Source organism: Psychrobacter sp. Ps1, assembly GCF_022129425.1.
Classification (GTDB): domain Bacteria; phylum Pseudomonadota; class Gammaproteobacteria; order Pseudomonadales; family Moraxellaceae; genus Psychrobacter.
Genome location: NZ_JADQAN010000020.1, coordinates 16,244 through 29,788 on the forward strand (window position 1 = coordinate 16,244; position 13,545 = coordinate 29,788).

11 protein-coding genes are annotated in these 13,545 nt (G+C 41.9%); 9 read left to right on the forward strand and 2 right to left on the reverse strand.

What is annotated here, in order from left to right; all coding sequences use genetic code 11:
* Positions 1-101: 101 nt before the first annotated feature.
* The 6 genes from I3249_RS10470 (at position 102) to I3249_RS10495 (ending at position 8,708) form a co-directional block, all read left to right on the forward strand.
* The gene (locus tag I3249_RS10470) at positions 102-1,058 is read left to right on the forward strand and encodes a homocysteine S-methyltransferase family protein (protein WP_238069935.1); all 957 of its coding nucleotides are present in this window, start codon (positions 102-104) and stop codon (positions 1,056-1,058) included.
* A gap of 10 nt (positions 1,059-1,068) precedes the next feature.
* Positions 1,069-2,403: a basic amino acid/polyamine antiporter gene (locus I3249_RS10475; RefSeq protein WP_102090631.1), complete on the forward strand. Its 1,335-nt coding sequence runs from the start codon at positions 1,069-1,071 to the stop codon at positions 2,401-2,403.
* A 986-nt stretch (positions 2,404-3,389) separates the two neighbouring features.
* Positions 3,390-4,895 (forward strand): glycosyltransferase family 2 protein, encoded by a 1,506-nt coding sequence (locus I3249_RS10480; RefSeq protein ID WP_238069911.1) that lies wholly within the window; start codon positions 3,390-3,392, stop codon positions 4,893-4,895.
* Positions 4,896-5,045: 150 nt separating this feature from the next.
* A complete protein-coding gene (locus tag I3249_RS10485) occupies positions 5,046-6,350 on the forward strand; it encodes a glycosyltransferase (RefSeq protein ID WP_238069912.1) in 1,305 nt (434 codons plus the stop codon).
* Positions 6,350-7,651, forward strand: a complete 1,302-nt coding sequence (locus I3249_RS10490; protein WP_238069913.1) for a hypothetical protein — start codon at positions 6,350-6,352, stop codon at positions 7,649-7,651. The genes I3249_RS10485 and I3249_RS10490 overlap by 1 nt, the downstream gene beginning before the upstream one ends.
* Before the next feature lie 61 nt (positions 7,652-7,712).
* Positions 7,713-8,708, forward strand: coding sequence for a glycosyltransferase (locus tag I3249_RS10495; RefSeq protein WP_238069914.1), 996 nt, complete (start codon positions 7,713-7,715; stop codon positions 8,706-8,708).
* Between the two features lie 37 nt (positions 8,709-8,745).
* Here I3249_RS10495 and I3249_RS10500 read toward each other — a convergent pair whose 3' ends face one another.
* Both I3249_RS10500 and I3249_RS10505 read right to left on the reverse strand, forming a co-directional pair.
* The gene (locus tag I3249_RS10500; protein WP_238069915.1) at positions 8,746-9,573 is read right to left on the reverse strand and encodes a hypothetical protein; all 828 of its coding nucleotides are present in this window, start codon (positions 9,571-9,573) and stop codon (positions 8,746-8,748) included.
* A gap of 132 nt (positions 9,574-9,705) precedes the next feature.
* Entirely contained in the window at positions 9,706-10,623 is a 918-nt protein-coding gene (locus I3249_RS10505; RefSeq protein WP_238069916.1) for a LysR family transcriptional regulator, read from the reverse strand.
* A 244-nt stretch (positions 10,624-10,867) separates the two neighbouring features.
* Between I3249_RS10505 and I3249_RS10510 the strand changes: the two genes are divergently transcribed.
* From I3249_RS10510 to catA, 3 genes are all read left to right on the forward strand, one after another.
* Positions 10,868-12,031, forward strand: a complete 1,164-nt coding sequence (locus I3249_RS10510) for a muconate/chloromuconate family cycloisomerase (protein WP_238069917.1) — start codon at positions 10,868-10,870, stop codon at positions 12,029-12,031.
* 68 nt (positions 12,032-12,099) lie between these two features.
* Positions 12,100-12,390: a muconolactone Delta-isomerase gene (gene catC, locus I3249_RS10515; RefSeq protein WP_238069918.1), complete on the forward strand. Its 291-nt coding sequence runs from the start codon at positions 12,100-12,102 to the stop codon at positions 12,388-12,390.
* A 112-nt stretch (positions 12,391-12,502) separates the two neighbouring features.
* Positions 12,503-13,426, forward strand: coding sequence for a catechol 1,2-dioxygenase (gene catA / locus I3249_RS10520; RefSeq protein WP_238069919.1), 924 nt, complete (start codon positions 12,503-12,505; stop codon positions 13,424-13,426).
* Positions 13,427-13,545 lie beyond the last annotated feature (119 nt).

Here is a 13,545-nt window from a genome sequence, read left to right on the forward strand (position 1 = left end):
GTGAGGTTAACGCTGTCACTCTTTTATAGAGAATTGACTATAGAGTCTTAGTAGATGTACCTATTCACTATAAAGAGGGACTTATTATGTCAATTGACGCAATCACAATTATTGACGGCGGTTTGGGTCGAGAGCTAGCCAAACGTGGCGCACCATTTCGTCAGCCTGAGTGGTCGGCGCTGGCAATGATAGAAGCGCCTGAGATCGTCCGTGACGTGCATCGCGCCTTTATCCAAAGCGGCGCAGCGGTCATCACCACCAACAGCTATGCGCTCGTACCCTTTCATATTGGCGAAGAGCGTTTTGCCAATCAAGCGCAAGCGTTGGCTACCTCAGCAGGCGAGATGGCGCGCGCTGCAGTCGAGATGGAAGGCCGCGACACTAAGATTGCAGGTTCCATCCCGCCACTATTTGGCTCATATCGTGCCGATTTGTTTGACGCGGATCACGTGGAAGATATCGCCACGCCACTTATCAAAGGTTTGAGCGAATATGTGGATTTTTGGCTGGCAGAAACCCAAAGCCTAATCGCTGAATCTGTCGCTGTTCGCGAGCTACTGGACACGCTCGATGCTGACAATAAGCCGTTATGGGTTTCATTCACCCTAGAAGACAGCGAGCATCTCGATGTACCGCGTTTGCGCTCAGGTGAGACGGTAAAAGAAGCCGTTACCAAAATGGCAGATATCAATGTAGAAGCAATCTTATTTAACTGCTGTCAGCCAGAAGTGATTGATCAAGCGCTTGATGTAGCGCAAAGCGTGTTGCAAGACAAGAATGCCACGCACATCAAACTTGGCGCGTATGCCAACGCTTTTCCACCACAGCCAAAAGACGCCACCGCTAATGATGGCCTCGATGAAGTGCGCGATGACCTAACCCCGCCTGCATACTTGGTTTGGGCAAAAAAATGGCAAACCCAAGGCGCATCACTGATTGGCGGTTGCTGCGGTATTGGCCCAGAGCATATTCAGGCATTGAGCCAGCATTTCACAAGCACTTTGACAACAGGTACTTTAACAACAGATACTTTGACGACAGGCACCTCAACAAAATAGAGATCGCACGATGCAAAATGGACAAAAAATTGGGCTAACCATGCTCACTGCCATCGTGTTTAGCTCGATGGTCGGTGCGGGTATTTTTAGCCTACCGCAAAACATGGCCGAAGTGGCAGGCGTGAACGCCATCATTACCGCATGGATCATCACCGGCGTGGGTATTTTGTTCCTCGCAGGCTGCTTTTTGCATTTATCACGCCTCAAGCCTGAGCTGGATGGCGGCATTTATACCTATGCCAAAACAGGGTTTGGCGATTTGGCAGGCTTCTTTTCAGCATGGGGTTACTGGCTATGTGCGACGATTGGTGTGGTTGGCTACTTGGTCGTGGCGTTTGCCGCGCTGGGTAGCTTTATTGATACACCAACAAGTATTGTTTTTGGTGAAGGCAACACGCTGTGGGCGCTAGTCGGTGAGTCTATCATTTTATGGCTGGTGCATTATTTGGTACTGCGCGGCGTTAAGCAAGCGGCCTTTATCAACTTGCTGGCGACCTTGGCAAAAAGTTTACCGCTCATTGCTTTTATTGTGTTTGCCTATTATGCCTTTGATATGCAGACCTTTAATGCTGACCGCGCGGGAACGACGTTGGACGTGCCCTTTATGGAGCAGGTCAAAGGAACGATGCTGATCACCCTATGGGTATTTACGGGTATCGAGGGCGCGATTGTCTTATCGCAACGTGCGAAGAGGCGCGCTGATATCGGCCGAGCCACTTACATCGGTGTATTGTTTGCGTTGGTACTATATGTTGCCATTACCCTGCTCTCTCTCGGGGTCATGAGCCGTGTGGATGTGGCAGCGCTTAGCAACCCATCAATGGCTGGCATTATGGCGCAAATGACGGGCGATGTGGGTAAATGGGTTATCAGTATTGGTCTTATCATCTCGGTATTAGCATCTTACCTGAGCTGGATTCTCTACTCGGCTGAAGTGCCGTTTACCGCGGCGAAGTACAATGCGTTTCCACGTATATTTACCAAGCAAAACGCACAAGGCACGCCAACGGCATCATTACTACTAACCAGTTTGACCGTGCAGCTGTGCTTACTGATGATCTTTTTGACCGGTAAAGGCTATAACACCTTGGTGATTATCTCCACCTCGATGATTTTGATTCCTTACTTTTTGGTCGGGGCGTATTTGGTCAAAGTATCATTTGCACAATCAGAACGCTGGAGCATCAAAGCCATCGGTCTGGGCGCGAGTGTCTATGGTATCTGGCTAATTTATGCTGCTGGCGTGGATAACTTGCTGTTGTCCTTGCTGCTGTATATACCTGGTTTAGCGATTTTTTATTACAGCCGCTATCAGTCAAGAGCACTGCCGAAACAGACATATTAATTATTGTTTTTACGTTGAGCAAAGGAGCGGATATAGTTTTTAGTATATTTTTAAAATAACTGTGATACATAAAAACAAGTCCAAAAAACAACGGCTTTTTGGACTTGTTTATTCAGTTGTAAGGCATATCAGGAGTTATCATTCAGGTAGTTGCATAAATCTCAAGCACTGAGTATTGAGTAGGGAAAGCCACTACATAGTCGTCTTTATGCCATAGCTAAAACTTAGTCAATAACGCTTCAAAATCCTATAAAAAGATATATCTTATTGCCGAGACTCTAATTCGATCATCTCAGGGTAATCATTGGCGTACTGGTAACCATCTAATCTATTGCAGACTTTGACTTTGACCGAATAGATAAAGTTGATTTATTATGCGAGTCAACGCTAACAGTCGATCCAGATTATTATCTCGTTCGCAAAAAGAGTTCGTCATCAACACCAACTGTCGACGCTGTCTGGAACTGGTGTATCACTCATTTAGCACTGGCTTAGCACTGACTTGATTTAGTCAGGGCTAGCTAAGCATTAAGTTAAACGTCAATATAAATAATCTAGTCTCAAACTTATTAACGTAGTTAGCTTCTGAAACTAACTACGATTTCAGTCGTGTTTTTCTATCCTACTACAGTCGTACTTCAGCATAATGATGCAGACCTTCCTACTTTTTTATCCTCGTCTTCTTTCCTCGTTTTATCCTTTTACTAACTACCTAAATTCAAAAGTAAAATACAGTTACCTACCCCCTTCTCAATCAAAAAACGCCCTATTTTTACGCGATTAAAATACTAAGTTTTTATGTCACATTACGTACAACTTACACAGTTAATTTATCACAAACAATTATCGGCTAAATCATTACTTAATTCTGTATTAGTATGCATTGGTATTCATTAAATGACTGAAGATACAAGTACTTACATTACCCATAAGCATACTATTCTTTATATAAATTTTAACTTGTTGTATATGCCTAAGGACCAGACATGACTGCTAACATACAAGAAGCTTTAACTAGCGCAGCACTCAGTTTTCAATTGATGACGCGAGCTGAGCCTCCAGAGTTGGTTATTGCCACAATAAAGTCGTTATTAGCAGTAAAAGAAGCTCACGATGAGATATTGATTATCGATAATAATAATAAAGAGATGTCGTTGTATGAGCCGTTAACAGCATTTTGCCAAAGCTTAGACGCTGATTTAAATGTCCATTTTTATCACATTGATCGTGTCGAAGGTTTCAAAGCGGGCGCTTTAAACTTGGCACTTGGGTTAATGAGTCCAGACTGTAGTCACATTGTGGTTGTCGATAGTGATTACCAAGCATTACCACATGCTAGAGCCTCTATTACACAGGCTATCGCCCAGTATCCTGAGCATACCCTACTGCAGTTTTCGCAGTTTTATCGTAATGAAGGACAGCTCGATGCGCATAGCGAGTTGAATCACTATTTTAACCATCATCTGTACCGCTCTTTTAATCGCAATCGCGCCTTATCAACGGGTACTTATGCAGTCATTCGACGCTCGGATCTTTTGAGCATAGGAGGTTGGTCAGGCGCTTCTATCACTGAAGATGCTCAGATGGGCCTGCTTATGCATCGACAAGGTTTTCGCAGTCAATTTGTGCCAGAAGTCATTGCCACGGGTTTACTGCCCAACACGCTAGATGACCTAATATGTCAACGCCGACGCTGGATCTACGGCAATATGCAAGTGCTCACGGATTACTTGTCAGTCCCCTACAACGCTCCAAGTCAATATGTTTCACAGTCCAAAAGTATGAGTGAACGTCTAGCATATATACGTGCCCATCTGTCTCAATTAAGTGCTTGGGTAAACTTTACAGGGTTCTTTATCCTTTTGCATATCTGCTCATTATTGGTAATGGTTGATATGCTTTTAATAAATAACGCTGACGTGTCAATGCTTGCACCTTTATATCTGGTTTATGCAGGCTACATATTTTTTATCCTTAGACGGTTGTGGGCTTACTGCCGTGATCAATCGCCTCTCAATCAACAAGTAGATGACAGCCATCAGCCACGTTTTAGCAGAAAAATACGTGCATGGTTGATGCATTTAAACTTTTGGGAAATTGGTGCCTTGTCATGGCTTCCGGTGCTGTGGGGACGAGAAAAACCTTTTGTCTGTACGCCAAAACAAAACTATATCCAAAATCGTCATTCCTTATTCCTTAAGAATATAGCGGCGTTACCAAAACTGCTGTTGGTGCTAAATATCATTACAGCCATAGTTGTAGCGCCATTTTCACCGCTCTATTCGCCAGTACTATTTATATGTGCAGCGGCAGTTTGTATTCTTAAACTAAGCGCCGCCAAGGTCGCAATGGATAATTTCTCTGATGCTCGAGCAGATATATTAAGTATGAGTAAGGTTCTGAGACAGACTCTAAAAGTAGCCCATGAAAAGAAGACGACTATCACGACATCTTATGCAACGTCTTTATTTAAAGACAAAAAAAACCATTGATTCGTAAAAACTTGCGATTTATATAAGCCAATTTTGAACCAAGGTCATTCTATTGTCTTTTATCGTTTTTATACTAGGTTCCCTATACACCACTCTACTAACCAAAACGCTTATAGCCATAACGCTTATAACTATAAAGGTCTTAAAAACATGATTAGGTCTTCGAATTCACCGCTACGTATTGCCATTATTGCGCATTCACTGTATCCCATTGCCCAGCCATATGCAGGTGGTCTAGAAATGATTACCCAATTGATTTGTGATGAGCTAGTGGCGCAAGGTCATGAGGTATTGCTTTACGCTCATAAAGATAGCGATACAAAAGCAACGTTGGTGCCGTTATTAACTCGTCATGAGTTTAACAAGATGGTCTATGATAATGAGCATGAAACGGTCGCCATGGGCCGTGAAGAAATGTACCAATATCTCACTTATCAGATAGCCTTACGAGATATTATCGAACGTGATGATCGTGGTGAAATTGATATCGTACATAACCACAGTCTGCATCACATTCCGATGATGACAGGCCAAGCATTTGGCGAAAGGTTTTTTACCACTTTTCATACGCCGATTTTTCCACAGTTACGTTTGGCACTTTTGACGCTACGCTCTGGTACAACCACTCAGTTTACAGCGATTAGTAAGCACCAACAGCAGTTATTCGCTGAGTTTGTTCCCTCACAAGTGGTGTATAACGGTATCGATGTCGAATCCTTTACTGCCAATACAGAATCGCTTGGCAATACTAATGGTAGCGATGACGAGGTATATTTCTGGTATGGACGCATCTGCCCTGAGAAAGGCACTCATTTAGCCATGCGGTACTGTATGGAAGCTGGGAAGAAACTTATCATAGCAGGACCTAAAAGCAACGAAGACTACTTCAATCAAAAAGTAGCTCCTTTGTTATTTAAAGACAGTAAGAGTGGCGATGACAAACTATTCAGTTATGTAGGTCATGTCACCAAGGACGAGATTAACAATTACTTGTGCCAAGCAACTGCCATGCTATTTACCAGCACTTGGGACGAGCCATACGGACTGACCTTAGCTGAGAGTCTGGCATGTGGCACACCAGTCATTGGTTTCGATGCTGGAGCCAGTGCCGAAATTATTACACCAGAGACAGGAGTCATCGTACCTAAGAAAGACAAAGCCGCCTTTATCAATGGCTTTGCTACGATTAAAAACATATCACGTCAAGCTTGCCGTGACCGTGCTTTACAGTTTTGTTCAGTGTCAGCCATGGTAGACGGCTATCTGGCATTGTATAGAGCAGCGTTAAAAAATAGAACTGCGTTGATAAAAGATAATTCAGAAAGTTATATCAACAGTATCAACAGCTATGAGCTGTCTGATTTAACAAAAGACTCCCTGCAATTTTTTAATCAAGCCATTCAAGCGCCAGTTGAAACTGATAATGATCTTGTTAGCTTTTCTGAGGGGTCGTAATGATGCGTATCGGATATTATGCGCATCATCACGGCTCAGGACATTGCCGACAGGCAGACAAACTGGCTGCATTGCTACCTAATGATGCAAGAGCGCAATTAACGGTATTTACGAGCTTAGATATAAATAGCTATCGTTTTACCGCTATTGATGAACAACAAATTGTACGTTTGAATGCAGAAAATGAACGACCCGACGACATATTAGCAGGTCGTGCAGGACAGTACTGGCAACCAGCCAGCCTACACTACTCGCCCGTAGGCAATAGTGACATTCAAAAACGCAGTCATCAAATACTAGACACTACTTTTCAACGTAAGATCGATCTAATGATCATCGATGTCAGCGTCGAGGTGGCCATGCTCTGCCGTGCGGCAAGTATTCCTTACCTTTACGTTAGGCTTCCTGGTATTCGCGATGATGCGCCACATATAGGTGCTTTTGCTGGCGCGCTTGCCTTACTAGCACCTTATCCTAAAGCGTTAGAATCTGCACATACATCTGAGTGGGTCTGTGATAAGACGCTCTATCTTGACTTTATCTACTCTCAAAAATCTGAGTCATACACTTATAAAAACTTTATAGATATCTTGGCAAAATTAAGCGTGGATAATGAAACTTCTGATCTTAAATCTACAAACCTACCAGCTATCGAAACTCAATTAACAGACAAGTCCGGAGCTACAATACCTATTATTACCGTTATCAAAGGCTATGGTGGACACAAAGCGATTGACGAAAAACTACCGGAGTTGCGCTCACTGCTACCCGATGCATTAATTGTCTCTCTCGGGCCTATAGACGATGACAAACGATGTTATGTCGATATCTCAGCTGAGGTAGATGACGTTACACCATTCATTTGTCATAGCGATTATCTGATGATGGCCTGTGGCCTAAATGCTGTCGCGCAAGCGTATCATTACGATACGCCGCTCATAGTGGTGCCTGATGACAGGCCACATAATGAACAGGCCGTCATGGCTGAAGCGTTAGTCGCTCAAAACAAAGCGCTAAATTGGCAGCAGTTTAAAACCTTAATGAGCGTCGATGATGGTCAACATGAATCTATTGCCCAAACAATTCATGGTCGAAGCAAACCACACCCTACTACCTCGGTTGATAGCATTGAAAAAAATAACATTGAGGAAGATAGCGGTGAGGAAACCAATGCAGTTACGCCAACAGCTGCTCAAGCGTTTATGCATAGCACCACTGATTATCCTACTACTAAGCTTTGGTTTGAAAACTGGTTACTCCCTCGACTCAACTTAACACCTGAATCAACAATTAAAGACTGACTAATTAAATACTGATTTATTAAAAGTAACAGGCAACCTGATAGCGAGGTAAAGATAAACGATGACCATTCAGCCAACAAGTAACGCTAGTACGACTTCTGATTCTGTACCGATGACCGTCATTACGACTTGCTATGGTCGTAATCGTCATCTCTACAACCTACTGAGCAGTCTAGAAAATAGTAGTGTAAAGCCAGCCGAAGTCATTATCGTCAACGACGACGCTGACTGTAATCGGTTAGCTGAATTTTCATTAAACATTGTGAAATTACCAACTACGGTTAAATCAGCTGTGAATGACGGTGACGATACTACAACTACAGAGTTTGATATCGGACATAATCGCAATCTTGGAGCGTTGCAGGCAACTCACGATATGCTGATTTTTTTGGATGTTGATTGTATCGTAGCGCCTACGTTTATTGAGCAAATGTATAAGAAGCTTCTGCAATATCCTAATGCGCTTTTGATGGGTCAACCACGCTATCTAACGCGACCTTTATCAGTAGAAGAAAATGCACAATTAAAAATCAATCAGCTGCCTTTCTCTGTTTTAGACGAGCTGTCTGTCTATAACCCTTATCGTTATAATTTTGATGAATCTGACTCATATCCTACTGAAACAGAGCAAACCGCTATCAAACAAACTGATGATTACGGTGCATTTTGGAGCCTATGCTTCGCTATCAAGCGACAGACTTTTGATGAAATTGGCGGTTTCGACACCCAATATACAGGTTATGGTGCAGAGGATACCGATTTTGCTTTTACAGCACGCCGATTAGATATCGATTTTTACCTTACTGCTGATATCGCTTATCATCAGCAGCACAGTGTCTACCGGCCACCTCTTAATCATTTGGACAGTATCATTGTCAATGCCAATCGCTTCTATAAAAAATGGCACTGTTGGCCCATGGCAGGATGGTTGTCCCAATTTTCCGATATGGAACTGATTGATTGGACAGAGGAACAGTCGTTACCGATAGCCATACAACGAGAGCCTAATGACAAAGAGGTGGAGCTTTCTCATTGTCCAGACGCTCCTTATGTTTAACTACTTTTAGCTAAACATAACTTAGTTAATCAATATTCTAGTATCGATGAATAGTCACTCCTGTAGGTGGTCGACTCATTTCCTGACGTTCAAAATCCCAATTATGACCATGCCAAAAGTGAGCAGTTTTGTCATTGTCATTGAAGCCGATCATTACTATCTCTAACGGTAGTTTTGTCTTTTGAATATGGTGTAAGTATGCTCGAGCTGCCAGCATCAGCCGATACAATAGAAAACCTGATGAGGGTGCTGACGAATGAATATCGGTAAAGCATGGATAATCAGCAACAACTTTATGATGCTCTGATAGCACACTGTGATAGGTAGGGCTTGATAACAGTTTTTGCATGTTCGAAGGAATATCTAAGATGCGCTGAGCAGTAATAGGATCGTCATTAGGGCTTGGGTCATCAGCTAATGTTGGAAACTGATAAGGCTGGTTGCTCGTCAATATCCCTAATGACGTGGTCTCTGCCATTTGCTCCACCACTGATATATGATTGTTTCTAGGAGGTAGGCCAAAATGTAGCTTACTATCACCAATCTGCCGAAAAAATAGCAATTTAGGTAGTGAACTAGCTAACTGATGGCTGGCAAAAAAATCAGCGTGAATAAAGTGATTAAATAACACCAAGACATCATCGGGCTGTAATAGCATCTCAAGCTGAGCCGTGGTGACAGCAGGATTATTTGCAACTAAAACAACTCGTTTAGCTTGCTCTAGTGCAGTCTGTATAACAACTGGTAGTGTTAAGAAAGCAGACTGCGCTGTGCTTATATTATCAAATGTATATTTGCTATTCTCTGATAGCGAGATACTCTGTTTAAGTATTGGTTTTTCTGTATTAGACTCTGTATTAGACATAGCAACCTTAGTTAATGTAAACTTTTGATTGCTACTTTAGCATTATTAGCGATTGTTATAGAAAAATTGACGATGTTAGTATGCCTATTGCTTTTGCCTTAAATAAGTAAAGCCCTTAAAACTTATACTTGATCAAATTTTTTCACGCTTATATATGAAGCCTTCTTCGTCATAAATTTGATAAGTAACATCTAATAACGTTTCCAGTAATCCAGACTTATCAAAATGTCTAACACTCATCACGATTGGCGAAGTTAATATCCCCTCTTCAAATGGGATATAGGTTATCTCTTGATGACGTAAATGCTCAAGTGTCTTTGGTACGATAGTCAACCCTTCTCCTGCTGCTACTAACCCTAGGGCAATATGCAATTCACGTACTTCCATGAAATAATTCGCCTTCAAATTACGATTTTCAAATAGTTCTAATACGTAATCAATGAAACTGGGCCTCGGTGCTGTTGGATAAAGTAAGAGGTTTTCATTTGTTAAATCGATCAAGCTTAAACTGTCGCGTTTTTCTTTTGATAATAGGTGTTCGATAGGAACAGCAACTACTAAATCTTCCTCTCTAAGCACCATTCGCCTAATAGAAGCATCTTCAAATAATAACCTGCCAAAACCTACATCTATCTTACCTTCTGTCAATGCTTGCATTTGTTGCCAAGAGTTTAGCTCATACAATTTAACTTCGATATTCGGATGAACTTCTCTGAAACGGGATATTACTCTCGGCAATATGCCATACAATATAGATGATACAAAGCCTATTGAGAGCGAATTATCAAAATTTCCCTTACGAATAGTCATAGTACGCAGATCGTCTGATTTTTTTAAAATTTGAATAGCATGATCATAAAAAAATTCGCCAGCCTCAGTGAGTTTCAAGGGACGATTCTCCCTATCGATAAGCGTAACGCCAATCTCTTCTTCCAACTGTTTTATCTGCCGGCTAAGTGGTGGCTGCGAGATGTATAAACGAGCAGCTGCTTTATTGAAGCTTTTTTCTTCTGCCACGGCTATGAAATAGCGTAAATGCCTGAGTTCCATTATTCTTCCTTGATTGACTTCCTATTGTTTCTATCCTAAGTCGTTCTAATTTCTTCCCTTTTATCCATCACCTACTTCATATACAAAACATCCATATCTAAAGAACATAACATACCACCTACCTTTCGACAAAATACCTAAAAAGTATTAAAAAAAGACTAAATAGGTCTTAGACATGTCGTTATCTAATAACTATAGTTCTTATTAAGCATATGGAAGCATCATTTATTTAATAGGGACTGTCATGATTCGTTCAATTAATACTTTATTGGTACCGATACCGACTATTCGAGAGCACAAGCTCGCTTGTACAGTCATGAGAGAGCAAGTACTAGTCTTAGTGCACATTCAAACAAAAGACGGCTATGAAGGTTGGGGCGAAGCAACGACGATTGGCGGCTTAAGTTATGCTGAAGAAAGTCCTCATAGTATCAAAACTAATATCGATACTTACTTTACCCCTCTCTTGATGAAAGAAAAGCCTACAAGCACAGCAAAAGCAATGCAGCTATTGAATACCCACATCAGCGGCAATCGTTTTGCAAAATGCGCGATTGAAACTGCTCTACTCGACATCGAAGGCAAAAGACTCAATCTACCTATCAGCGAGCTCATCGGTGGTCGCGTCCGTGATCGTATCGAAGTGGCATGGACGCTTGCTAGCGGAAATACTGATACCGATATCGCTGAAGCTCATCAGATGATTGAACAGAGAAAGCATCGGATTTTTAAATTAAAAATAGGTAGCAACCCTATCCTTGATGATGTCGCCCATGTGTTAGCTATTAAACAAGCTTTACCTGATTGCCGCATCACCGTTGATGTTAATCAAGCATGGACAGAACTTAATGCAATGCAAGGTATTAGTCTATTGCAAGCTGGCGGCGTTGACTTAATAGAACAACCTATCTCAATGCGCAATAAAGCCGCACTAAAACGCCTAACAGAGCATTTTGATGTGGCCATTATGGCGGATGAAATTGTCCAAGACCCACAAAACGCCTTTCATTTAGCAACGGATCATTGTGCCGATGTCTTTGCTGTAAAAATCAATCAAGCTGGTGGATTAAAAGCGGCTTGTCTCATCGGACAAATGGCACATCTAGCAGGTATCGAGCTTTATGGCGGGACGATGCTTGAAGGACCTATCGGTACGGCAGCATCCGCCCATGTGTTCTCGACATATCCAAGTCTCAACTTCGACACTGAACTCTTTGGTCCTTTGTTATTAACTGACGACGTTTTAGCACAGCCTCTTGATTATCGAGATTTTGGCTTAAATGTCCCGACTGGTGCAGGTCTTGGTATCGAAGTAGATAGCGATAAGGTTTATCACTACGCCAAACAAGCACTCACAGCATCACCTAAATCCTCATTTGTTAATGAGGTTCAAACTGAATCGCTTTAAGGTTAAGCCAAATGACTCGTTATTAGTCATAAGAAATATTCAGTCATCAAAAATATAAGGAAATGATTATGTTATATCACGTCAGAATGGATGTCTTAATACCAACAGATATGGATGCCGACAAGGTCAATGAGCTTAAAGCTACCGAAAAGGCGCTATCTCAAAAACTGCAAGAGCAAGGCAAATGGCGTCATATTTGGCGTTTGGCTGGCGAGTACTCTAACTTCAGTATTTTTGATGTTGAGAGTAATGAAGAGCTGCACGACATCATGATGTCACTCCCGCTTTATCCATATATGAAAGTTCAAGTAACGCCACTATTGCGCCATCCATCATCCGTACACAGTGATGATAGTTAAAACAGCTCTATAAGACAATAAACCAAAACCAATCTTTAAATTTAAAACACTGAGTAAGGTTACTCGATTCAAAATCCTAAATTTTTAAACAGTCCTCAACAAGGAGAGAGACATGGAACGCAGCCAAATTGAAGCTTTAGCCACGCAGTTCATCAAAGGTAAAATCGATTACCCAGAGCAAGTTAATCCACGTGTGCAAGAAATCACCCTGCGCATTGTGACCGATTTGATGAAAACGATTAATGATCTAAATATCACTGCTGATGAATACTGGACTGGTGTGTCTTACATTGGCGATTTAGGCAAAGAAGCCGGCCTCTTATCACCAGGTTTAGGTTTTGATCATTTCATGGATTTAATGATTGAAGAACATATGAAAGCGGCTGGATTAGAAGGTGGCACAATACGTACCATTGAAGGGCCACTATATGTATCAGGTGCTCCTGAAGAAAAAGGCTTTGCGAGGCTTGATGATGGTAGCGAAGATGAAGAAGGCACAGTGCTATTTATGCAAGGATATGTTTATGACGAAGATGGCAATCCTATCCCTAATGCTAAAGTAGAGGCATGGCATGCCAACACTTTAGGTAACTACTCTTTCTTCGATGAATCGCAACCTGACTTTAATCTACGTCGTACTATCATTACTGATGGTGACGGCAAGTATGCTTTTCGTAGTATTGTGCCACTGGGTTACTCAGTACCACCAGGTGGTATGACGGATCAAGTATTAAGTGCTTTAGGACGTCATGGTAATCGCCCTGCTCACATTCACTTCTTCGTTAGTGCTGAAGGTATGCGCAAAATAACCACGCAGATCAATATTGATGGTGATGAATACCTTTGGGATGACTTTGCTTTTGCCAGTCGTGAAGGCTTAGTACCGGAAGTCACCATGGTTGACAACGCTGATAAGCTCAAAGAAAAAGGTCTTGATAAGCCTTATGCTTCAATCGATTTCGACTTCCATCTGTTAAAAAATAGTAAAGCTGATGTACATGGTAGTGAGGTAGCACGTCGCCGTGCACAAGGTTAATGAGCACTCATATTAAATAGCATTAATTAATTGATCACTACTAGCGACTTACGTTTGATATGCCCTCAGTTGCCGTATCAAACGTAAAATTCTAATCTCATTTAACACCGTTATTATAC

What these genes read in the sequence shown, in the direction of transcription:
- I3249_RS10475 (WP_102090631.1), top strand. Translation starts at nt 1,069, where the DNA reads ATGCAAAATGGACAAAAAATTGGGCTAACCATGCTCACTGCCATCGTG.
- I3249_RS10480 (WP_238069911.1), top strand. Translation starts at nt 3,390, where the DNA reads ATGACTGCTAACATACAAGAAGCTTTAACTAGCGCAGCACTCAGTTTT.
- I3249_RS10485 (WP_238069912.1), top strand. Translation starts at nt 5,046, where the DNA reads ATGATTAGGTCTTCGAATTCACCGCTACGTATTGCCATTATTGCGCAT.
- I3249_RS10490 (WP_238069913.1), top strand. Translation starts at nt 6,350, where the DNA reads ATGATGCGTATCGGATATTATGCGCATCATCACGGCTCAGGACATTGC.
- I3249_RS10495 (WP_238069914.1), top strand. Translation starts at nt 7,713, where the DNA reads ATGACCATTCAGCCAACAAGTAACGCTAGTACGACTTCTGATTCTGTA.
- I3249_RS10500 (WP_238069915.1), bottom strand. Translation starts at nt 9,573, where the DNA reads ATGTCTAATACAGAGTCTAATACAGAAAAACCAATACTTAAACAGAGT.
- I3249_RS10505 (WP_238069916.1), bottom strand. Translation starts at nt 10,623, where the DNA reads ATGGAACTCAGGCATTTACGCTATTTCATAGCCGTGGCAGAAGAAAAA.
- I3249_RS10510 (WP_238069917.1), top strand. Translation starts at nt 10,868, where the DNA reads ATGATTCGTTCAATTAATACTTTATTGGTACCGATACCGACTATTCGA.
- catC (WP_238069918.1), top strand. Translation starts at nt 12,100, where the DNA reads ATGTTATATCACGTCAGAATGGATGTCTTAATACCAACAGATATGGAT.
- catA (WP_238069919.1), top strand. Translation starts at nt 12,503, where the DNA reads ATGGAACGCAGCCAAATTGAAGCTTTAGCCACGCAGTTCATCAAAGGT.